Origin of the sequence: Paraburkholderia unamae, from assembly GCF_003268775.1 — a bacterium.
In the GTDB taxonomy this organism is placed as follows: domain Bacteria; phylum Pseudomonadota; class Gammaproteobacteria; order Burkholderiales; family Burkholderiaceae; genus Paraburkholderia; species Paraburkholderia unamae.
In genome coordinates, this window is the sequence record NZ_QLSU01000033.1 from 22,695 (window position 1) to 44,927 (window position 22,233).

General features: G+C 63.9%; 17 protein-coding genes and 1 pseudogene. 6 read left to right on the forward strand and 12 right to left on the reverse strand.

All coding sequences use genetic code 11. From position 1 onward, the window contains the following. Positions 1–154: 154 nt before the first annotated feature. Positions 155–682: a hypothetical protein gene (locus tag C7401_RS44640; protein ID WP_146758054.1), complete on the reverse strand. Its 528-nt coding sequence runs from the start codon at positions 680–682 to the stop codon at positions 155–157. Positions 683–792: 110 nt separating this feature from the next. On the opposite strand from C7401_RS44640, the gene C7401_RS36130 reads away from it, so the two are divergent. Further along, positions 793–2,811, forward strand: a complete 2,019-nt coding sequence (locus tag C7401_RS36130; RefSeq protein ID WP_309252016.1) for an esterase/lipase family protein — start codon at positions 793–795, stop codon at positions 2,809–2,811. A gap of 30 nt (positions 2,812–2,841) precedes the next feature. On the opposite strand, the pseudogene C7401_RS46190 reads toward C7401_RS36130, so the two are convergent. Then, a pseudogene (locus tag C7401_RS46190) lies at positions 2,842–3,024 on the reverse strand (hypothetical protein); the annotation flags it as partial. A 412-nt stretch (positions 3,025–3,436) separates the two neighbouring features. On the opposite strand from C7401_RS46190, the gene C7401_RS36140 reads away from it, so the two are divergent. Beyond that, positions 3,437–5,293: a clostripain-related cysteine peptidase gene (locus C7401_RS36140; protein ID WP_112176840.1), complete on the forward strand. Its 1,857-nt coding sequence runs from the start codon at positions 3,437–3,439 to the stop codon at positions 5,291–5,293. 531 nt (positions 5,294–5,824) lie between these two features. Next, positions 5,825–7,606, forward strand: a complete 1,782-nt coding sequence (locus C7401_RS36145; protein ID WP_112176841.1) for an alpha/beta fold hydrolase — start codon at positions 5,825–5,827, stop codon at positions 7,604–7,606. A 126-nt stretch (positions 7,607–7,732) separates the two neighbouring features. Here C7401_RS36145 and C7401_RS36150 read toward each other — a convergent pair whose 3' ends face one another. The 5 genes from C7401_RS36150 to C7401_RS36170 all read right to left on the reverse strand — a co-directional run bounded on the left by C7401_RS36150 (position 7,733) and on the right by C7401_RS36170 (position 14,636). Further along, a complete protein-coding gene (locus C7401_RS36150) occupies positions 7,733–8,872 on the reverse strand; it encodes a porin (RefSeq protein ID WP_112176842.1) in 1,140 nt (379 codons plus the stop codon). Positions 8,873–8,982: 110 nt separating this feature from the next. Next, positions 8,983–9,411 carry a RidA family protein gene (locus tag C7401_RS36155; RefSeq protein ID WP_112176843.1) on the reverse strand — a complete coding sequence of 143 codons (429 nt, stop codon included), beginning with the start codon at positions 9,409–9,411 and terminating at the stop codon, positions 8,983–8,985. 150 nt (positions 9,412–9,561) lie between these two features. Beyond that, on the reverse strand, positions 9,562–11,187 hold the full coding sequence (locus tag C7401_RS36160) for a hydantoinase B/oxoprolinase family protein (protein ID WP_112176844.1): 1,626 nt from the start codon (positions 11,185–11,187) through the stop codon (positions 9,562–9,564). Continuing rightward, positions 11,187–13,238 carry a hydantoinase/oxoprolinase family protein gene (locus C7401_RS36165; RefSeq protein WP_112176845.1) on the reverse strand — a complete coding sequence of 684 codons (2,052 nt, stop codon included), beginning with the start codon at positions 13,236–13,238 and terminating at the stop codon, positions 11,187–11,189. The genes C7401_RS36160 and C7401_RS36165 overlap by 1 nt, the downstream gene beginning before the upstream one ends. A 96-nt stretch (positions 13,239–13,334) precedes the next feature. After that, on the reverse strand, positions 13,335–14,636 hold the full coding sequence (locus tag C7401_RS36170; protein ID WP_181565780.1) for an MFS transporter: 1,302 nt from the start codon (positions 14,634–14,636) through the stop codon (positions 13,335–13,337). A gap of 287 nt (positions 14,637–14,923) precedes the next feature. On the opposite strand from C7401_RS36170, the gene C7401_RS36175 reads away from it, so the two are divergent. Next, positions 14,924–15,730: an IclR family transcriptional regulator gene (locus C7401_RS36175; RefSeq protein ID WP_112176847.1), complete on the forward strand. Its 807-nt coding sequence runs from the start codon at positions 14,924–14,926 to the stop codon at positions 15,728–15,730. 88 nt (positions 15,731–15,818) lie between these two features. Next, positions 15,819–17,147: an NAD(P)/FAD-dependent oxidoreductase gene (locus C7401_RS36180; protein ID WP_112176848.1), complete on the forward strand. Its 1,329-nt coding sequence runs from the start codon at positions 15,819–15,821 to the stop codon at positions 17,145–17,147. A 44-nt stretch (positions 17,148–17,191) separates the two neighbouring features. On the opposite strand, the gene C7401_RS36185 is transcribed toward C7401_RS36180, so the two are convergent. The 5 genes from C7401_RS36185 to C7401_RS36205 all read right to left on the reverse strand — a co-directional run bounded on the left by C7401_RS36185 (position 17,192) and on the right by C7401_RS36205 (position 21,922). Next, positions 17,192–17,857: a GntR family transcriptional regulator gene (locus C7401_RS36185; RefSeq protein ID WP_112176849.1), complete on the reverse strand. Its 666-nt coding sequence runs from the start codon at positions 17,855–17,857 to the stop codon at positions 17,192–17,194. 46 nt (positions 17,858–17,903) lie between these two features. After that, positions 17,904–19,226, reverse strand: coding sequence for an amidase (locus tag C7401_RS36190; protein WP_112176850.1), 1,323 nt, complete (start codon positions 19,224–19,226; stop codon positions 17,904–17,906). Between the two features lie 61 nt (positions 19,227–19,287). After that, on the reverse strand, positions 19,288–20,256 hold the full coding sequence (locus C7401_RS36195; RefSeq protein WP_112176851.1) for an ABC transporter substrate-binding protein: 969 nt from the start codon (positions 20,254–20,256) through the stop codon (positions 19,288–19,290). After that, positions 20,253–21,071: an ABC transporter permease gene (locus C7401_RS36200; RefSeq protein ID WP_112176852.1), complete on the reverse strand. Its 819-nt coding sequence runs from the start codon at positions 21,069–21,071 to the stop codon at positions 20,253–20,255. The genes C7401_RS36195 and C7401_RS36200 overlap by 4 nt, the downstream gene beginning before the upstream one ends. Next, positions 21,068–21,922, reverse strand: a complete 855-nt coding sequence (locus C7401_RS36205; protein ID WP_244314939.1) for an ABC transporter ATP-binding protein — start codon at positions 21,920–21,922, stop codon at positions 21,068–21,070. Before C7401_RS36205 ends, C7401_RS36200 begins: the two co-directional genes overlap by 4 nt. Here C7401_RS36205 and C7401_RS44645 point away from each other — a divergent pair. After that, positions 21,921–22,124, forward strand: coding sequence for a hypothetical protein (locus tag C7401_RS44645; RefSeq protein WP_146758055.1), 204 nt, complete (start codon positions 21,921–21,923; stop codon positions 22,122–22,124). The two genes, C7401_RS36205 and C7401_RS44645, sit on opposite strands and share 2 nt — an antisense overlap. Positions 22,125–22,233: the final 109 nt, after the last annotated feature.

The window sequence follows — 22,233 nt, forward strand, 5'->3', positions numbered from 1 at the left end:
ATACCCGGAACGCTCGATCAGGCAGTCCGCGAAATCCGCCTTGGCGCATGCAACGAAAACACGAAGCGCCTTTCACACCGTGTCAGCACCTTCAACGACGAGTTCCTGAGTGCCGATCATCGCGCGGATGCCCCCTGCTCGGGGGTGGCCCGGTTCAGAGAGAAATCGGCGGACGCGCCTTTCCACTGTAACCCGCGTAGCGCCTCGCCTGCCCGGAAAAATGCCGGATGCGGCAGCCCGCACCGCGGCAGGCGCCCGGAACGGCAGAAGGCAAGCCGGTGCGCCGCCAGTCCTGCTGACCGGGGTTACGCGCCGAGAACTGGCGCTTACGTGGAACGACCGCCGTGCCGGGATCGCATCGGATGGATCTTCGGCCATTGCGGTCGCTCAGATGTCGCACTTCGTCAGGCAGCTTCAGGTCGCTTTTCAGCCATCCACAACCGCGCACGAGCACGTCACACGGGCGTGCCTGTGCCACGACTCCACGCACGCCATTCGGCTCGCTTTCAATCAGATTCAGGTTGGCCGGGTTCTCTGCCCTGCGGATCGATGGTGACTGGAGTCTGTGGATCCTGGTGCCGCCAGTCGGCCTAAGAGCGCGCACCTGCATGCCGTGGATCACCGTGCGAACGCGATCCAGATCAGGCTGGTATATATCGCTTTGCTCGCCGCCGCGCTGCATCGCCCCCCGTTTCGTCACACGCTTGTCCTCACGCGCGCGAATGGCCTGGATCCTTCATGACGCGCCCTTACTCATCACGCATGCCGCGTTGCCCTCGGCCGGCTCATCGGTTGGCCGATATATCGGCCCAGGTGCTGGCCGTTCTCATTGTCGCGCTGCTATCCGGCTGCGCGATGGTGCGCGTGAACTCGCTCGGCCCGCAGCAGTACTTTGCCATGCGCCGGGGCGATATTCTCTCGACCGGCCACTTGAGCGCGGCGACGCAGGCCACGCTGCGGGTTGCGGCACTGGACGCAGGTTCGTGCCAAAGCGCGCCGCAAGCGTGTATCGACACGATTGCAACCGTCCGCGGACTCAATACCGATCAGCGCCTCGCCAGCCTTGCCGAGTTATCGCTCCAGATGGCACTTGCGCAAACGCCGCCTGCGGGCACCCCCTGGAGCGACGCTCAATTCGATTCGTGGCTAAAGACAGCGCGCTACGCGTATGCGTTTTTATTCCTCGGTCAACGCACGGCTGGCGAACGGGCATTCAAGGATCGCCAGACGCAGATTCGCGACTACTACAACTATGCGGTGCAGGAACTTGCCGGCGCGCTGTTTCTGCGCAGCACGTCTGAAACGAACCATGGCAATCGCGATCCGGAAAATCAGTTCATCGGAGCGTGGACCGTTCATATTGACCTGAGAGAAGTCCGGCTGCCCGAGGGCATACGCGAACTCAGCGAAGTCATTCCGGCTTCGAGGCTGTCGTTCGCGGGACTGCACAATACCTATCGCCGTGACGGCCTGGGCGCGGAACTGGTTGCGGTCACCCAGGCCGCCGCGCCCAACCCGGCCAGCAGCACACCAAACAGCGCGGCAAACAGCGAGCCAACCGCCGAAGGCAATCCTGATTCGAACGCGGGCGCCACGCTCTGGTTCGCACCGGGCTCGCGTCCGTTCAACGAAATGCCTTCGCCAAATGTCACGGCGCTGCTGTCGTTTGGCGGCGGCACGCTCGAACAGGTGCTCGCTTCGCACGACGTGGTCTTCTCCGCCTACGATCCGTATCGCGTGGAATACGTCGAGCTGAATGGCCAGACCGTACCGCTCGCGGCCAACTTCAGTGCAGGCTACGGCATCTGGCTTGCCCGCTCCGGCTTTGCCAGACAGTCCTTGCTTTCGATGCTCGGCCGCACGAGGGGCATCGATCGCCCACGCATTTACATGATGCAACCGTTCAATCCCGACCGCCGCATCGTGCTGATGCTGCATGGTCTGGCCAGCAGTCCCGAGGCATGGGTCAACGTCGCCAACGATATTCAGGGTGACGAAATACTTCGCGATCATTTCCAGGTCTGGCAGGTCTACTACCCGACCAACGTGCCCATACTCGTGAACCTCGCGAGAATACGGCAGGCGGTGCAACTCACGCTCGCGCATTTCGACCCCGCAGGCGTGCTGCCCGCTTCGAACGGCATGGTGCTGATCGGCCACAGCATGGGCGGTGTGCTCGCACGGCTGCTCGTTTCGTCTTCCGACGATGTTCTGTGGGTCACCATCCAGAACCAATACCTGCCCGAAGGGGTCGACCTCGTTCGCGAGGATGAACGGCTCAATCGTCTGCTCCGCTTTACGCCGATGCCACAGATCGAGCGCGCGATCTTTATCGCCACGCCACACCGCGGCACGCCGTTCGCGAGCAACAGGCTGTCTCGCTGGGTCGCGAATCTGGTGCGCTTGCCGCTTGCGCTGCTGAAGGAGATCGACGACATGCTGCAAAGCGCGACCAACGCGGATAGCACCCAGCGGGCAGGAAAGACCATCGCGATTCCCAACAGCATTGAGCAGTTGCGGGAAACCGATCCGATCATCCAGTCGATTTCACGGCTACCGATCAGCCAGAGTGTGTGCTTTCACTCGATTATTGCGCGGCGCCGTGAGACGGGCCCGCTCGAAGATTCCGATGACGGAGTCGTCCCCTATCGCAGTGCGCATCTCGACGGCGCGCTCTCGGAAAAGGTGATCGTCTCGGGGCATAGCGTTCAGGAAACACCGGAGGCGATTTTTGAAATCCGGCGCATTCTGCACGACGATATCGAGGTCTTCGACAGCCACGGTGCATGTGCACGTCTTGGCGCCAATTGAATCGGCATGCCGGCGATCGCTTTCATGCCAGAAGCCCGCGCCGCCGCTATCGCGCAGGAACTCACTCCACCCGCGCGAATGCGGCACGCTGCGCGTACATGCTTCGAGGTTGTCGAGGGCGCGCCAATACTGGCGGATACCCACATGAATCCGGGTCGGTCTTACGGACTGCAATCTCGGTGCGCCCGCCAGCTCAGGCAGGGGGCACGACATCGCCCGTTGTCAGGAGGAACAACAGCTCAACCCGCTCGCGGCAACGATACATCGCCTGTTGGATCCGGCCGACTGTCTGCCCCCAGCTAATCGCTGCCCTCAAAGGGTTCTTGAAGCGGGCGGTCACAAAATACCTGGTTTCAGTGATATGGCGACTCGTCTTCGCTTTGCATAATTCCTCTGAAGTTTGGGGGTGTGGGCATTCCCGTCTGGAGAGACGCATCGGTCAATGCCTGCTCGATAGCTGCCTGGTCCCATGTTCCTGTGCCCCGATTGATGCATTGGCAGGCACCCGGAGTCGCTTCGCCCGGTTGCGACTCCAGATAGCCATGGCGGGGAAATCAGGGCAGACCTATCACACGCTAGCTCTAAATAAACGTTCTCGTTTTACTATAAAAATAGAGTGCAGATCATGAAATCTTATTCGCTTAAAGTGACGGTGCTGACACTCGTCATATTTCTGGCGTCGTGCGGGGGAGACAACACGACATCGCCAACGCCTCAGCCGCAGGCGGCCACTACCGTGATGGTCTACATGGTCGGCTCCAACCTCGAGAGCAACTGGGAAAGCGGTACCGCGAACATCAACGAGATGCTGAAGGCGACGCTGCCAGCCAGTACCAATATCGTGATCGAAACCGGTGGCGCCAATGTCGTAGACGACAGTTCCCGACCGGTTCCGGACTGGGTCAATGTCAAACGCCACGTACTCGCCAACGGCAAGATTCAGCAGGTCGCCGATCTTGGCAAGATCGATATGGGTGCGCCCTCAACCTTGTCGGACTTTATCGTATGGGCGAAACAGCACTATCCAGCGGGCAACTACAAGTTGCTGTTGTGGGACCACGGGGCCGGCTGGTACGGTTTTGGCGGCGACGAGAATTTCCGGAGTGCGTCCGGGGCGGACTCGTCAATGACGTTGCCGGATTTGTCAAAAGCGATCTCGGACGGCACCCGGGCAGCGAATATTCACTTCGATCTGATCGGTTTTGACGCGTGCCTGATGGCGACTGTCGAAGTTGCGAGCGCGCTGAGCCCGTATTCCAGCTATCTGCTCGCATCACAGGAGCTGGAACCTGGGGCCGGCTGGAACTGGACTTCGGTCGTGGCCTCTGCGGCGCAGGATGCCCGCACGTTCGGCAAGTCGGTTGCGGATTCGTACATCGAAAAACAGGACGAGGACAGCGAATTCGGAACGCTGTCGTTGATCGACCTGAGCAAGATGCCAGGCGTACAGACCGCCCTTGAGTCGTGGTCAGGGTCCGTGTTGTCGAAGGTTGCCTCTTCGGATGACAGTTGGGTCAATGTCGTCTGGAAGCGGGCGACCTCGCTGGGATTCGGCGGAACAGGCAATGCCGCTGACAGCAGCCGCGACCTTGATCTGGTCGATCTGAAGCAGTTTTCACGAAGCATTGCCGATACCGCTCAGGGGTCTGTTGCGCTGGCTAACGCGATCAGCCAGGCTGTGGTGTATAACAACACCACGGCGGATTACAGCGGTTCATCCGGGCTGTCTGTCTATTTTCCGTCGCGATCTCTCGCGAGCCAATCGGGATCCGCTCAGTATCAGACCATCGGTTTTTCAGCTGGATACCGGGATTTCACGAGCAAATATATTGCCGCGATCGAAGCCAGGCCGCATATCAGCTACATCAACGCCGTTGTCACGCGAGGAGCGATCGCGGCCGATGTCCGCAGCGATGCGGGGATCGTCCTGGTCGACAACCTGCTTTTCTCGAATGTGGGAGCGGACGGCCAGGCGACGCTGGTAGGCAGTATGCCCATTTACCAGAATGCCAAAAATTTCAGGGCCTCAATCTCCTTGACTGCACCGTTGTCGGGTAACTGGCTCACGCTCAACGGCTATCCGGTGATTCTTGGCTATGTTGGTGCTGACGACGATGGCGACCAATACTGGGTGGTTCCAGTTGAGCTGAATGGGGAGCTGACTTATCTCATGTATCAAGAATATATCGGTACGCAAGGTACACCAGTGTGGGTCGCGTTCGGCACGACGTCGTCGCTCGCTGATCGTGTGCCCCGAATCTTGCCGTTACCTGAACCGGGCGACAAGGTGCGTGTCCTTGCCGCAGACTACGACATCAAGACAGCGAAACTGACAGGTTTCCTCCCCGCTACGCCTGAATTCAGCATGGAGGAATTCGATCTCGCGTCGACGCCAGTGGCGGCGAATCTGAGTCAGGCATTGATGGCGACAGATTCGACGTGGAACGTCAACGTCACGGATATTTATCCGCGTACCCAGTGAGCCGACATGCGGGACATGCAACGCGGCGCATGCTGCGCCCCGTTGCATTGTCGTGAGCGCGTAGACGTGTGCGACGGTTATGTACACCAGCAAGCTCTGGCTGAAGCGTTGCGATGGAAGCCGGGTGGAAAGATATGCTGGTGGATTGAAGGATTCGACTTTCATACAAATCGGATTATTACCTTGTTAAATAAGGATGCCTGATTTTAGATTGAGTCGATTTTTATTGATTGGCGCAACGTCCTTTTCCTGGGTGTGGCTGGAACGGCAAGCGCGCAGTCGTACGGCAATCTGGAAAACATTCGGCAATCGCGCCCAAAAGCCTTCGGCAGCGGAACTGGCGGGTCGGTTGCTCGCCAGGCCGCGACCCCGGTGCGAATGACAGCGGCCGGGGATCTGTCCATTTTGACAAGCGCGGCTCAATGGCCCGCAAGAGGGATCCGGCAACCAACTGCAACCCACTGCAACCAACCGGGTTGATTGTGGTTCACGGAACAAATGAGCCGGGCTGCAATTTAGCTGGTGATCAACATGAACAAAAAAATCCTGAAGCGCGCCGGCGCCGCCGCGTCCTTGCTCGTGACTCTCGGCCTGTCCGGCTGCGGCGGATCGGACAACTCCCGTGATGCGGCGCTGGAGCCTTTCTACCAGCAGACCGTGGCCTGGAGCGACTGTAGTACCGGCACGTTCGCCAACGTCGCGCCGGATCTTCGGCCGGTGTTGTCCGGCAGAACCCAGTGCGCCATGGTGAGGGTGCCACTCGACTACAGCGACGTCTCCAAAGGCAGCGTCAGCATCGGCGTTTTGAAGGTGGCGGCGGGCACACAGGAAAACCGGCTGGGTGCGCTGTGGACCAATCCGGGCGGACCGGGCGTAAGCGGGCTGAACATGCCGTTGGCCCTGAGTCGCCTGTGGCTCCTGGCCAACCCGGCCAATCCGGTCGGCGCGAAGCTTCTGCGCTTGTCTGATTCCTACGACCTGATCGGCTTCGATCCACGCGGAGTGGGCGTCAGCACTACGCTCACCTGTAGCTCGACGACGTCGCTGCCGGCGGTCAACGACACTGACCGTTCCGCAGAGGGCATCAACTCGCAGATCGCCTACGACCGCGCGGTGGCCGCCGCCTGCGGCGGCAATCCGCTGACCCCGACGATCAATACCGAATACACGGCGAGGGACATGGATGTCATTCGCGCCGCGCTGGGGTACGACAAGCTCAATTATTACGGGGCCTCGTATGGGACGCGGTTGGGTGCCTATTATGCCGACCTGTTCGCCAATCGCACTGGCCACATGATCCTCGATAGCCTGATGGATATCGGCCTGCCGCTGCCGGATGCTTTTCTCGGTCAGGCTCCGTCCATGCAGTATCTACTGGACGACATCATCGCACCCTATGCCGCCGCCCATGACAGCTATTTCGGTCTGGGTTCGGACGTGGACGGCATCCGGCAGATCGCCCGTAGCGGTCCGGCCTGGCTGACGAGTTGGCTTGCCGGGGGCTTGTACGACTTGTTGGGCAACCAGGATGATGTCAACGGCGTCATCGTTCATCTGGTGGTGAGCAAGGCGGTCGGTGCCATCTTGCAAGGGAACCCCGCGATCTCCCCGGATGATCTTTATGCCGCCCTTGACGCGATGCAATTCCTGCCCGCTGCGGCGGCGGATCAGGAAGTCGCCGCGCATCAGGTCGCAATTAACGCGGCTACGTACTACCGCGATTTCCTTGCCGGTCAGACGCAAGCCATCGCGCTAGACGCCAGCCAGGCCACGAGCAGGTCGGTCATCTGCAACGATGCCGCGCCGCTGCATCGGGACCAGCCATATTGGACGAGTCTTGGCAACGCGCTGGCACAGTCCTCGCTGTTTGGAGGGGGAGTCGTCGGCAGCGTCCAGCATTGTCTGTACTGGTCGTTCGCCCCCCGGAATCCGCCGACCTTCGCGCGCGCGGCGGCGCTGCCCTTATTGCTGCTGCAACCCGAGTTCGACGCCAAGACGCCTTTGGCCGGTGCGCGCGAAACAGCGGCCATCCTGAAGCATTCGAAGTTCGTATTGCAGGAAACCAGCTATACCCACGGCGCGCTGTTCACCAACGATGCGTGCATGGACGAGTATGTGGCGAACTATCTGCTGCAAGGCAGCTTGCCGTCTGGCGACGCGGTCTGCGCGGGCGCGGGTTTGCCTGAGCCGGGCACCGCCTCCGCCATACAGGCCAATATCGTCGCCAGGCGGCTGACGCAGCCGGCCGATCTCTTTACCGATCCGGCCCAGGCGCAGGATTTGCAGCGCCAGCTGCGCGACATGGTCAGGTAGGGGTTCGCCGCCGGAAGGCCGGGTATTGCGGCCGTACCGCCAGTGCCACACTACCCCGCGCCAACTTCAACTTGCCAATACCGTCCTGAGGCTGACCCGGCATTCCGGATCAGCCTCACCCCATGCCTAAAAGCTGTGACGCATACCCACGCGCACGACGACCTGATTGGGCGTAGTCGAAGCCGTGATGTTATTGTTCGCCGCCATCGCCTCCGTGCCCACCGAATTCGTGCCGCTTGCGTGCTGCCACACGCCGCTCACGTATAGCAGCGTGCGTTTCGACAGCAGATACGTCGATCCGAGATTGAGCTGACCGTAATGCGCGTCGTTAGCCCATGTGTAGCTGTAGGCCGCACCGAGGAGGAAAGCCGGCGTCACGTTGAACGTGTAGTTGCCTTCGAGCGTATTGAAATGAGCATTGCCGCCGAGCGGCGTTGTCGACGTGACCACGGCATCGTGGAACTGCACATTCGTGTAGAGCAAGCCCAGGTTCGACGCGCCAAGTTGATACTTCGCGCCGCCTCCCGCGATCTGCAACGAAGACGCGCTCGCATAGCCGCGATAGATCGGCGTGGTGAGCGGATTCGTCCACGATGCGCCTTCCACGGGCGTAGCGGTCGCGCTCCAGACGGCCGTGGCGGGATTGTTGACCTTGAGGTAGGCGGCGGCCAGGGCGAGCGGCCCGTTCGCATACGTAAGCGAGAAGTTGACCGTCTGGTTGCGTCCCATCGACCCGGCAACATTGCCGAACGCGTAGGCCGCGCCGAACTGCAAGCCGGAGAGCGTGGGCGAGAGATACTTCACTGCGTTATTGAGGTTGAAGTCGCCCCACACGTTGTCCACGTCGCCCGCATGTGCGCCGAGGCCGCCCGCGAACTTGCCCGCCGCCGAAAGCGGCACAAGGCTTTCGAACAGCAGGTCGTACTGGCGACCAAGGCGAAGCTGCCCATAGCGGTCGCTGCCGAGCCCCACATACGCCGAGCGCCCGAATAGCGCGCCGTTGTTGCCAAGCGCACCGTTGCCCGGATTGAAGCCGTTTTCGAGCTTGAAGAACGCACGCAGGCCCGCACCCAGATCTTCAGTGCCCGTCAGGCCCCACTTGCTGCTTCCAAGCCCGCCTTGCGACATCGCATACGAGGCGTGACCGCCCTGGTTGTTCGTGTATTGCAGCCCTTCATCGACGACCCCGTAGAGCGTCACCGAACTTTGCGCGTGCGTGGCGCCCGCCGCCACGCCGCACACGACCATCATCATGACCTTTTTCATCGAATTTCCCCAAGCCCTGAATTGTTGCAACATTTCCCGGAGTGGCTTCGTCATGCGAAGCACATTGACCGCGTGGCCTCCGCTTTATTTTTTCTGTGACGCACGCATCGTCAGAGCGTCACGCGCATGCGCTCCACCTGCGCCGCGCCCGCGCCGCGATACGCCGTCACCTCGATCTCGACGAGATACTCCGGACCCGCCAGCGGCGTCGCCGTGATCGTGCTCGCAGGGTCGACGCCGCGAAACGCCTCGGCGATCACGTGCATCACGGCGTCCTTGTCTTCGAGACGCGGGATAAACACGCGCGAACGCACCACATCGGCGAAACACGCCCCCACGGCCTTCAGCGCGCCTTCCACGTTGGCGAGGCACTGGCGCGTCTGCTCCGCGGCATCGTTCGAGATCTCGCGCGTCTGATAGTTACGTCCCGCCGTATTGGCGACAAGAATCCAGTTGTCCACGACCACGGCGCGCGAATAGCTGTATTTGTCTTCGAACACGCTGCCGGATTTGAGTTTTTCGACTTGCGGAGTTGCCATTTGAATCTGCCTCTTGAAGTGGGTGGCGCCAAAGAAACGCCATAATCAAATCAGTTGATTTGGCATACTAAATATTGACCAAATCATTTGAATCGGGGTAAGACGATGCGTCGTGCGACGTCGAACGCCGCACGACCCAACAGAACACACTTACACGCTGTAGCGATACACTCGCTGCGCCGTTTCCGGCGAGATGCGACCTTGTGCGAGGTCCGCTTGCACCTGGTCATGCGGTCGCTTCACGGGATCGCCGTACCCGCCGGCACCGGGCGTCACGATATCGAGCGTTTGCCCGCGCTTGAGCGCGACCGAGCCTTTGAGCGATGCACCCGGTTCGCCGCAATCAAAGCGGCCTCGCCCGCCCTCTTCGCCGCCATGCAACCCCCACGGCGACGACATGAGGCGCGAACCTTCGAGATACACCACGCAATCGCGGTCGATGCGATAGACGCGCCGCAGTCCCATGCCACCGCGGAATTCGCCGGCGCCACCCGAGTCCCCCACAAGCTCGTAGCGAAGCAGCGTGAGCGGATATTCGAGTTCGAGCGCTTCGACCGGAAGGTTCGAGGTGTTCGTCATCGAAACGTGCACACCGCTCAGGCCATCGGCATGTGGGCGCGCGCCGCTACCGCCGCCAATCGTCTCCAGATACACCCAGAGGCTGCCGTCGTCACGCGTGCCCGTGAAGCTCGCGACCGTGCAGGCGCCGTTGCCCGCTGCCGGCACGCGCTCGGGCACGGCTTGCGCGAGCGCGCCGTTGATCACGTCCACCACGCGCTGACACGCACCGATGCGTCCGTCCACCGCCGCCGGGTGCGTGCAGTTGAGCAGCGTGCCCTTCTGCGCCGCCACCGTAATCGGGCGCGCAAGACCGGCGTTCGGCAAGATGCTCGGATCGACGATCGATTTGACTGCGTAGTAGACCGTCGCGAGCAGGCCCGTGTAAGTGACGTTCATGCCGGCACGCACCTGCGCGGGCGACTCGAAGTGCAGGCGCATCTCGTCGCCCCTCACTTCGATTTCCACGCCCAGCGTCATCTCGCCGTCGAACTGCACGCCGTCGTAACGATCGGCGAAACGATAGCGTCCATCAGGAATACGCGCGATGCCCGCGCGCATCTTGCGCTCTGCATAGTCCTGTAACGCGTCGCCGGTCGCGACCACCTGCTGCGCACCGTACTTGCGGTAGAGCGCTTCCATGCGCTCCACGCACAGCCGGTTCGCCGAACATTGCGCGCGCAAATCGGAAATACGCTCGTGCGGCACCTGGCAGTTCAGCAGGATCAACTCCTGCACGTCCTTTTGCAGCACGCCTTCGCGGTAGAGGCGAATCGGTGGAATGCGCAGCCCTTCCTGATAGATGTGCGCGTGACCACGGTCGGCAAAGTCGGCGTGGTGCGCCGTGTTGACGGCCCAGCTCACGATCTTGCCGTCGAAGAAAATCGGCTCGGCGATCACGATGTCGGGCAAGTGTGTCGCGCCACCTTCATATGCGTCGTTGGCGATGAAGATGTCGCCGGGGCGAATGTCCTCCACGGCGTTGCGCTTGAGAATGTGCGGAATCACGCCGATGAAGCTGCCGAGGTGCATCGGAATGTGCTCGGCCTGGCACAGCGCCTGGCCGTTGCGGTCGAAGATGGCCGTCGAGCAGTCGCGGCGCTCCTTGATGTTGGTCGAGTAGCTGGCGCGCACAAGCGCTTCGCCCATTTCCTCGACAATCGACGTCAACGCGCTGCCGATGACTTCCACGGTGATGGGGTCGACGGTGATCTGCATCACACGAACTCCAGAATGAGGTTGAGGTAAGGGTCCACGCTGGCCTTCATGCCAGGCAGCACGACCGTCGTCGTGTCCATCTGCTCGACGATGGCCGGGCCATCGATCACGTTCCCCGCGCGCAGCAGCGAGCGCTCGTACACGGGCGTTTCCACGAAACCGCCCGCCTCGGGCAGCCACACTTCGCGCGCGCCGCCGCGAGCGGCGGACGCGTCGGGCCCCATATCGGGTTGCGGCTGGAATTCGTTCTTCGCGACGCGGCCGAGGGCTTCGACGCGCATCGCCACGATCTGCACGGCCTCGCCTTCGGCGACAAAGCCATAACGCTGACGATGCGCCTGCTCGAACGCCGCGCGCAGCGCGTCGAGCGTGTCCGCAGTGATATCGCCCTCGGGCAGTTGCACCGATAATTCGTAGTTCTGACCAACGTAACGCAGGTCGATCGTGCGCGTGAGCTGGCGGGCGGGCGCGGCAATGTTCTCGCCGTCGAACCACCGTTTCGCCTTCGCCTGCAATTCGCCGTAGCCGTCGCGCAACGCGCCGAGCGCGTCTTCAGCGAGGGGCAGCAATCGCGTGAGGGCGAAATCCGAACGCAGGTCGGTGAGCAGCAAGCCGAGCGCGCAGAGCGTGCCAGGCGTGCGCGGCACGATCACGTGCGACATGTCCAGTTCCTTCGCGAGCCGCGCCGCGTGCAATGGACCCGCGCCGCCGAACGCCATCAACGCATAGTCGCGCGGGTCGTGGCCGCGCTGCACGCTGATCACGCGAATCGCTTTCGCCATGTTCGCGGTCAGCACGGAAATGATGCCCTGCGCCGTGTCCATCGTCTCCATGCCGAGGCGTTCGGCGATCTTGCCGATCGCCTCGTACGCGAGATCGCGGTGCACCTTCATGCGCCCGCCCAGAATCTCCTTCGGGTTGAGCGTTTGCAACACGATGTTGGCGTCGGTCACGGTCGGCTCGGTGTTGCCGCGGCCGTAGCAGACCGGGCCCGGATCGGCGCCCGCACTGCGCGGGCCGACCTTGAGCAGGCCGCCGCTGTCGATGCCCGCGATCGAGCCGCCGCCCGCGCCCACCGTGTGGATGTCGAACATCGGCGCCTTGATCGGATAGCCATGCACCTCCGCCGAACTCGTGAGCTTGCAAATGCCGTCCTGCAACAGCGCGACGTCGCTGCTCGTGCCGCCCACGTCGAAGGTGATGACGTTGGGAAAGCCCGCCTGCCTGCCGATGGCCTGCGCGGCGACCACGCCCGTGCTCGGGCCCGAGAGCAGCGTGCGCACGGGCAACGTCGCCGCGGCGTCGAAGCCGATCACGCCGCCGTTCGACTGCGTGAGACACGGCGCGACGCGCAGACCGATCTCGACGAGCCGGTGCTTGAGGCGCTCGACATAGCGATACATGACCGGGCCGAGAAAGCCGTTCACCACCGTCGTCGACAAGCGCTCGAATTCGCGGAACTCGGGCGCGACGTCGCTCGACGTGCTGAGGAACACGCCCGGCAGCAGTTCGGCAAGCAGCGCGCGCGTGCGCGCCTCGTGCTCCGCGTTGAGGAAGCTATACAGATAGCAGATGGCGACGGCGCCCACGCCCGCGTCCTTCAGACGCTGTGCCGCGGCGCGCACGTCGTCCTCGCGCAGCGCGACTTCCACGCGGCCCGTGCTGTCGAGCCGCTCGACCACTTCGAGCCGCAGGTCGCGCGATACGAGTACGTCGGGCTTTTCGGCGTTCATGTCGTAAAGGCTCGGTCGCTTCTGGCGCCCGATTTCGAGCAGGTCGCGAAAGCCGTCCGTGACCACGAGACCCGTCTTCACGCCCTTCAGTTCGATGAGCGCATTGGTCGCGACCGTCGTGCCGTGCCCGAGGAACGATACCTCGCCCGCCTGTGCACCCACGCGCTCGAGCCCCTGCTGCACGGCTTCGATGATGCCGCGCGAAGGATCGTCCGGAGTGGACGGCACCTTCCAGATTTCCAGCTGTCCAGTTTCGTCGTTGAAGAGGCAGATATCGGTGAAAGTGCCTCCCGAGTCCACACCTATGCGCCAGCTCATGGTCAGTCCTTGCTCCAAAGTTGAATTACCGTCGACGAATCGACACGTGCCTGATGGTTCGCGCGAAGGCACTCGAATGGGCCTCGCGCGCGGCGCTCACACTTCGCCGCTGTGAATGATTTGCTTGCCGCGCGTTTCGGGCAGCGTCCAGAGCGCAGCCGTCGACAGCAGCGCGAGACAGATGCCGACGACCATCATCGACCAGCCCAGGCCATAGCGGCTCGCCATGAAGCCGATCAGCATCGGCCCGAACGCCGCGATGCCGCGCCCGACGTTGTAGGTGAAGCCCACGCCCGCGCCACGAATGCGCGTCGGGAACTGCTCGGAGAGAATCGCGCCGAGCCCGCCCGCCACCGAGGAAATGCTCATGCCGACGAGAAACACCAGCACGTAACCGAGCGCGAGCGACTGCACCGGCGTGTAGAGGAACGCGACAATGCTCGCAATGGCGAACGCGAACGCAGCCGTTTGCGTGGGGCGGCGGCCGAAGCGGTCGTGGAACCAGCCGCTCGAGTTGTAGCCGATGAAGCCGCCCACGATCTGCACGAGCATGAAGGTGGTCGTGCCCGCCACATGCAGCCCGCGCTCGGTGGCGAGATAAAGCGGCAGGAACGAGACGATCGCGTAGTAGTTGCCGTGCGCGCCGACCAGGAACAGCGTGGACGACAGCGTGGTGCGGCGCAGATCGCGGTGAAAGAGCCGTGCGATGCCCTGGAACGGATTGAGCGGCTTGTGCTCGCCCGTCACCACACGGTCGCGCATGCCGCGCCGGATGATGAAAATGGCGATGGCGGGCAGCAGGCCGAGCACGAACAGCCAGCGCCACGCGTCGTGAGCGGGCGCGAATGAGAACACGAAGTAATAGGCGATGGTCGAGGCGGCCCAGCCGATCGAGTACGCGCTCTGCATGAACGCCATCAGGCGGCCGCGGCTTTCTGCCTTAGCGTATTCGGAAAGCAAGGCCACGCCCACGGGCCACTCGGCGCCGAAGCACAGGCCTTCGAGCGTGCGCCAGACCACCAGTTGTGTGGCGTTTTGCGCCGTGGCCGTGAGCGCCGTCGTCACGGAAAAGCCGAGCACGACCCAGACGAGCACGCGCACGCGGCCATAGCGGTCCGCGAGCGCACCGCCGAACATGCCGCCCACGGCCGAGGCTACGAGGCTCGCGGTGGAGATCGTGCCGCCCAGGCCGATGGAAAGCTGCAACGAGGTGAGGATCGCGCCGAGGGCGAGCGCGAACATGGTGTGATCGAAACCGTCGAGGCCCCATCCGAGGGCCGATGCGACGATGACCTTGCGATAACGCGTGGTATGCGCGTGATCGGCCGGCGCCGCCGTTGCCTCCGGCGCATGCGCCGGGGCCGTGTGGTCAAGTGAAAGCGACTGCGACTGCTTCATTGCAAGCTCCTGTCGATGACGGCTATGCATTGCGACATGCTGATCGCGCCGCCTGGATGTCGCGCGCCGCGCACGCTCGCACCCCTGCTCGCTGATCTTTCAACCCCTGCGCCCGACGTCTTTGCCGAACGCCCATGGAGACCCCGATTCCAGAGCGCAGTGGCCAGCCGCATCCCCGATGTCGTGAAATCATCATGAAAAGCCAAAAACACCACGTCAAGAAAAATCTCACATTGTGTGTTTTTGATATGTTATGTTCTACATTATGGAACTTTGAGAAACCCGCCATGACCGAAAGCAACGCAAAACCAGGCGCCCAACTAATCGATCGGGTCGTGCTCATCCTCGACCTGGTGGCCAACAGTCGCGACACCGGCATCACGCTCAAGGACGTCTGCGACCACACGGAGCTCAACAAGGCCACCTGCCACCGCATTCTTTCCACGCTCGTCGGCCACAACCTGCTGACCAAGGTGGACAAGGGGCGGCGCTACCGGCTGGGCACCAAGATGCTCGTGTACGGCGCCAAGGCGGCCAACGGGCCGGGGCTGCGCAGCCAGTTCCTGCCGGCCATGCAACGGCTCATGGAGGCGACGGGCGAAACCGTCGTGCTGATGGCGCGCGACCAGGACGACTCGGTCTGTATCGACCGCCTCGACGGCGAGTGCTTCGTGCAAACGCTCACCGGCGCGATCGGCGGCTATGTGCCGCTAGGCGTGGGCACCGGCAGTCTCGCGATGCTCTCGTTTCTCGACGAGGGCGAGCGCGACGCGATCATCGCGCGCAACCTGCCGCGCATCGGCACCTATGCGAGCCTCACCGAAGCGCGCGTGCGCACGCTCGTCGGCGAAACCGCCGCGCAGGGCTACGCGCTCGATCGCGGCGAGCTGCTCGTGGGCGTCGCAGGCATTTCGGTGCCGATCTTCGCCGTGGAGTCGGGGCCCGTGGCGTCGCTCGGACTGACGTTCCTCTCCGCGCGGCTCACCCCGGAGCTCATCGAAAAGTGCGTGGCACTCCTGAAGGAAGAAGTCGCGCGTGTCGCACCGAATCTGAATCCGCTCGACCGGCGCCTGACCGCGCCGGGGCGCGCGTAGCTGGCTGGCCGTTCACCGGGCCCGGCGCGTGAGCGTGCGGGCCCGGCGGCGTTTGTTCAACATGAAACGGAACTAGAGGTGGTTGGGTATGGGACCAGTGGTAGACACCGTCGTCTCCTCGACGGCGTTTCCGCGTCATGCGGGAGTGGTGGTCGTGGGCGGCGGAATCGTCGGTGTGGCCACGGCGCTTGCGCTCGCAAAGCGCGGCGTGAATGCCGTCGTCGTCGAAAAGGGCATCGTGGCGGGCGAACAGTCGAGCCGCAACTGGGGCTGGTGCCGCCAGACCGGGCGCGACCTGCGCGAGTTGCCGCTGATCGTCGAAAGCATGCGCATGTGGGAAACCATGAACGTCGATACCGGGCGCGAAACCGGTTTCCGTCGGCACGGCATCCTCTACGCCTCGAAAACGAAGGAAAAGCTCGAGCGCCACGAAACGTGGGCCACCGAGGCACGCGCGCACGGGATCGAGAGCCGCGTGCTGGGCACGAACGACTTGCGCCGGCATCTGCCCGAACTTCCCGGCTCGTGCGTGGGCGGTCTCTACACCGCCAGCGACGGCCGTGCCGAACCGCAACAAGCCGCCTCGGCGATGGCGCACGCCGCGATGCGCCACGGCGTGAACCTCCAGCAGCAATGCGCGGTGCGTGCGATCGAGACGAGCAACGGCGCCGTGACGCATGTGGTCACCGAACAAGGCCGCATTCGCACCGACGCCGTGGTCGTAGCGGGCGGCGCCTGGTCGCGCCTGCTCATGAAGGGGCTCGACACGCCACTGCCGCAACTCAAGGTGCTTTCCAGCGTACTCCGTACGCGTCCGCTTGCCGTGCCGATCGAGCCGTGCGTGAGTCTCGGCAATGTGGCGTTCCGCCAGCGCCTGGACGGCGGCTGGACCGTGGCGACTTCCGCGACCAACGTCGCCGACGTCACGCCCGACGCCATCCGTTTCTTCCCGCAGTTCCTGCCTGCCTACCTCACCGAACGCTCGGCGCTCAAGGTCCGTTTCGGCCAGCGCTTCCTTGAGGAGGCGCTGCATTGGCGACCTGGAACGGCCGATCGTCCCTCGATCTACGAGGCGATCCGGGTACTCGATCCGCAGCCGCACCGCCCGACCCTCGAACGCATGCTCGCCGACCTCAAGCGCGACATGCCCGCGTTCGGCAAAGCGGAGGTCTCGCAAACGTGGGCCGGGTTGATCGACACCATGCCCGACGCGATTCCCGTGATTTCGAAGGTCGATGCGCTGCGCGGCGTGGTCGTGGCAACGGGCTTCTCGGGACATGGCTTCGGCATTGCGCCCGCTGCGGGGCGCCTCGCCGCCGACCTGGTGTGCGGCGACACGCCCGTCGTCAATGCGGCGCCCTTCCGGCTCTCGCGCTTCACCGACGGCGAAAAGGTGCGCGCGCAGCACTGGCTTTGATCTTTCGGCCTCCTCAACGGCGGGGTTTCCCGCCGAAGGCGGCTTCACGCAGCCATCGCGTGCGCCAACTGGTCGACGCAGGCCACGATCGCATTGCGCGTGTTGAGCAGATGCACGCGCGTCTGCTCGTGCACGGTCGCAGCGGCGCGCGCGCGCCAGGCCGCGAGCAGTTGCGCATGCTCGTCGTTGTTGCTCGCCATGATGTCCGGCTGCACATGCATGGACAACGACACGTATGGCCGCGCGTGCAGCGAAAGCCCGCGCACCACTTCGAACAGCCGTGTGTGCGCCTCGCATTGCATCAGATGCTGATGGAAATCCTCGTTGAGCAAGGCCCATTGTTCGGTGGTTGGCGCGGCGTGGCGCATGGCGGCGTGGCTCGCCTGCGCCGCATCGAGTTGCGCGGGGCTCGTGCGCAAACACGCGCGCGCGGCGAGCATGGGTTCGAGCATCATGCGCAACTCGTAGATCTCGCTCACGTCGTCGGCAGTGAGGCCGCGCACTTCCACGCCCTTGTTCGGGTCGATCGCCACCAGCCCTTCGGCGCGCAGATCGCGAAACGCCTCGCGCACCGGCGTCGTGCTCACGCCAAGCCGCTTCGCCACCTCCTCCTGGCGCATGCGCGTGCCCGCCTTGTGGATGCCCTTCAGAATCTCCGCGCGCAGCGTGCCGAGTACGTACTCCTGAATCGTGCGATACGGCTTGCCCATGTTGCCTCCCTGGTCGCTTGCGGGTCGCTCGCGGGTCGCGTTGACGCTAGGCGATGGCTTCCACACTCGCGGCGGGTTCCAGCTCGCGCCGCGCGCCGATCACCTGCTCGATCCACGCCGCCACGCGCAGCGTCGCGAGATCCTCGCCAAACGCGCCGATGGTCTGAAAACCCAGCGGCAAACCGATCTCGGTCCACCCTGAAGGCACGGTCACGGCGGGCATGCCGAGCAGGCTCCACGGCGCGCAGAAAGTGGGGTCGCCGGTGTCGTCGAGTCCTTGCGGCGCGACGCCCGTGGCCGGCACGCTCACGAGCGCATCGCACCCCGCGAGCAGTTCCGCCGAGCGCGCGCGCCACTGCGCCTGCAACGCGAGCGCCGCCCGATAGCGCGCCTCGGGCATCGCCGCGCCTTCGTCCACGAGCGCGCGCATGGGCTCGCTCAACTGGTCGCGATGCGCGCGCGCCTCCGGGCCCACCGCATAGCACGCTTCCACGCGCAGGATCACCTGCAACGCATCGACGATCTCTTCGAGATCGGCGTCGAACTCGATTTCGACGATCTCCGCGCCCGCCGCGCGCAACTGCGCGAGCGCGCCGTCGAAATTCACTTTCTGCATGTCCTGCAAGCGCGCGTCGAACGGCATGCGCACGACGCCCAGTCGCGGCGGCGCGGGCAGCGGCGCGAACCACGCGCGCCAGGCGTCGGCGCTGTCGATCGCTTCCACGCGCTGGGCGACGAATAGCGCGTGCGCGAGCGCCGCCACTTCCACGTCGCGCGCGAGGAATCCGATGTGATCGAGCGACGCCGCGAGCGCATGCACGCCCTCGCGCGAGATCGTGCCGTAGCTCGGCTTGTAGCCCACTACGCCGCAGTACGCGGCGGGACGGATCACCGATCCCACCGTCTGCGTGCCGAGCGCGAGCGGCACGATGCCCGCGCCCACGGCCGCCGCCGATCCGCTCGACGAACCGCCCGGCGTATGATCCCGGCGCCACGGATTCACGGTCGGCCCCGGCTGCCGCCAGGCGAATTCGGTCGTCACGGTCTTGCCGAACACCAGCGCGCCGAGTTCGCGCAGTTGCGCGACGATGGGCGCGTCGGCCTGCGGACGATGACCGCTCCAGATCGGCGAGCCGTAGCACGTCGGCATGTCGACGGTGTCGATCAGATCCTTCACGGCCACGGGCAGGCCCGCGAGCGGCGCATACGCGTTGGGCTCGACATACGCATCCGGACGATACGTGAAGGCGTGCAGCGATTCGAGCGCCTCGGCGCGCGCCACAGCCTCGTCGAGCCGCGCGCGGCTCGCGGCTGGATTGCCGCGCTGCGCGATCAGGGCCGCCACGAACGACGGTTTGGCTTCGTTCATCCTGTCCTTCCCTTCGAAGCGCCGGCGCAGCGCGCCGGCGCGATAGCGGGCGGCGCGGCGCTTACTTCTTCGCGGCGGTCGCGGCAAACGAATTGTCGACGGCACTCGCATAGGTCACGCTGCCAGGCTTGATATTGCCGATCGACTCCTGCAAATCGAGCGCGTTGCGAAACGCCTGCCCGGAAATCTCGGGCGTGGGCGCGTAGATGTTCTGGTCGATCAGGCGGCCCACCGCCGCTTCGACGATCTTCGCGTCGAGCGAGGGAAACTCCGTCTTCGCAACCGCCTTGGCGGTCTCCGGCGACTCGTGAATCAGCGCCTCGGCCTCGCCGATCGACTTCACGAACGCCGCCACCATCTGCGGCTTGTCCTTGATGGTCGAGGCCAGGGTGTCGATGGTCGAGAACGCATAGCCGCCCGGATACGCCTTCGGGAAACCGTACACGACCTTGTAGCCCTGCGCGATGCCGGTGTCCGCCTGCGGTTCGTAGACGGCCGCCGCCTGGCTGCGGCCCGCGCTCACGGGCGCGAGTTCAGTGCCGAGTTGCACCGTGTTGAGCGACACCTTCTCGATCTTCTGATCCTTGATCAAGCGTTGCAGCAGATAGGTGCTGGTCGAGGGCGGCAGCGCCGTGGCCACGCTTTTGCTCGCCATGTCGCCGGGCTGATGCACGCCCGCGTCGGGCGGCGCGATCACCCATACCGGCACGCCCGCCACCACGTTCGCGACGGCCATCACGTTCGCGCCCTTGAGGTTCGCGAGCACGGCCGTCATCGGGTCTTGCAGCGAAAAATCAGCATGGCCGCCGATCACCGCCGCCACGCCCGCCGCGCCGCTGCCGGCCGTGACCTTCTTCACGTCGAGTCCGTTCTTCGCGAAGATGCCCTTGTCGATCGCCACGTAGAGCGGCAAATACTGGATCGACTGAAATGCCTGATACACCGTGACCGGCTCCGCCGCCTGCGCGCAGACCTGAACGCTCAACCCCGTCACCGCAGCCGCAATGGCAATCGTGCTTACTCGTTTCATCGTGCTGACTTCCATGAAATGACCCTTGCTTCCGTGAATTGAACGATCCAGCCCAGCAGCGTCGCCATCAGCGTGAGCACGATAATGCCGAGCCACACCGTATTCAGATCGAACAGCGATCCGGCGACGAACACCTCATGCCCGAGCCCCGCCTGCGAAGCGATGTACTCGCCCACCACCGCGCCGATCAGCGCGAAGCCGATGTTCACGCGCAGCGTCGAAAACACCCACGGCAGCGCGCCGGGCAGGATCAGCTTCGTGAAGATCATCGAGGGCTTCGCGTTGAAGGAGCGGAACAGGTTGAGCAGATCCTTGTCGACTTCGCGCGCGGCGGCGCACGAGGAAATCATCGCCACGGCGAAGGTGGAAATGCCCGCGAGCCACACTTTCGACGTCATGTCCGACCCGAACCAGATGACGATCAGCGGCCCGAGCGCGATCTTCGGAATACTGTTCAGGATCACTGACAATCCTTCCGCGACACCGGAAACGCGCGGCACGAACCAGAGCAGCAGGCCAAGGCCGATACCCAGGCCGCTGCCCACCACGAGGCCCACCACGGTTTCGTAAAGCGTGACCAGCGTGTCGGGCACCAGCGTGCCGCCGTTCAACCCTTGCTGCGCGGCCTGCCAGATGCCCACGGGCGAGCCGAGCAGCTTGCCGTTGATCCAGCCTGCCGAGACCGCCACTTGCCACAGCGCGATCAGCGCCACGACGATGAGCGCCAAGGCACCCGTGGTGCCGAGCTTCGCCGCGCGGCGCGGTTTTGCGCGCCGGCGTGCTGGCGCATTCGTTGAGATCGCAATATCGCTCATGCCGTGGCTCCCGCGTGCTGGATGGTATGGCTGCGCAGTCCGTTCCAGACGCGCGAATGGAAGGTGCGGAACTCGGGCGCCTCGCGTGCCGAGACCGCCGTGCGCGGGCCGTGCGTGGTCAGGCGCACGTCGATATCGTCCTCGATGCGCGCCGGGCGGCCGCCTAGCAGGATCACGCGGTCGCTCATCGCAATCGCTTCCTCGATATCGTGCGTGACGAGCACGACGCTCGTGCCGTTCTGCTCGCGCAGCGCCATCACGTCGTCCTCCAGCGCGAGGCGCGTTTCGTAGTCGAGTGCGGAAAACGGCTCGTCGAGCAGCACCAGCGTGGGATCGACCAGCAGCGTGCGCGTGAGCGCCACGCGCTGACGCATGCCGCCCGAGAGCGAATGCGGATACGCATCGGCGACCGCGCCCAGACCGTAGCGCGCGAGCATCTGACGCGCGCGCTCGATGTCGGCGGCCTTGACCTTGCGGTATAGCTCGATGCCGAGCACGGCGTTTTGCAGCACCGTGCGCCACGGCATCAGCAGGTCCTTTTGCAACATGTAGGCGATGCGCCCGGCACTGCCGTCGTCGCGCCTGCCCACGCCGATCTGCCCCGACTGCGGCTCGATCAGCCCCGAGACGAGATTGAACAGCGTGCTCTTGCCCGCGCCGCTGCGGCCGACGATCGAGACGATCTCGCCGCTGCGTACGCTGAAGTCGAGCCGCTCGAAAATCGGCACGTCGATACCGTCGGCAGTCCGAAACGCATGACTGAGCTGATGGACCATCAGGCGGTCCGTACCCGACGCGTGCGTCGAAGCGATTTCCCCCGCGTGCGGAGTTGCAATGGCTGAGACACTCATGGACATCCTCATCGGTACGTGGCGTACGTTTGTGCTGTGCACAACACATAGTGCACAATCAAAAAACCACGGCGCAAGTGAAAAAATAATTCCCGCGCAATCGGGGATTCACCTGCTCGATGATGGTGCGCGAATGCGTATTCGCGGGCGAGAAAAGCACCAGATGCGCGTGCGGTGCCGCGTGATCGTGCGCTTTTTTTGATGAGAATGTGAGGTGCGCTTCGCCACAGCGCTTTGGAAGCAAGACCAGCGAATTGACGACTCAGGCGCCTCCCGCGCGAACGCAGGCGGCGCCTGATTGCCATTCATGC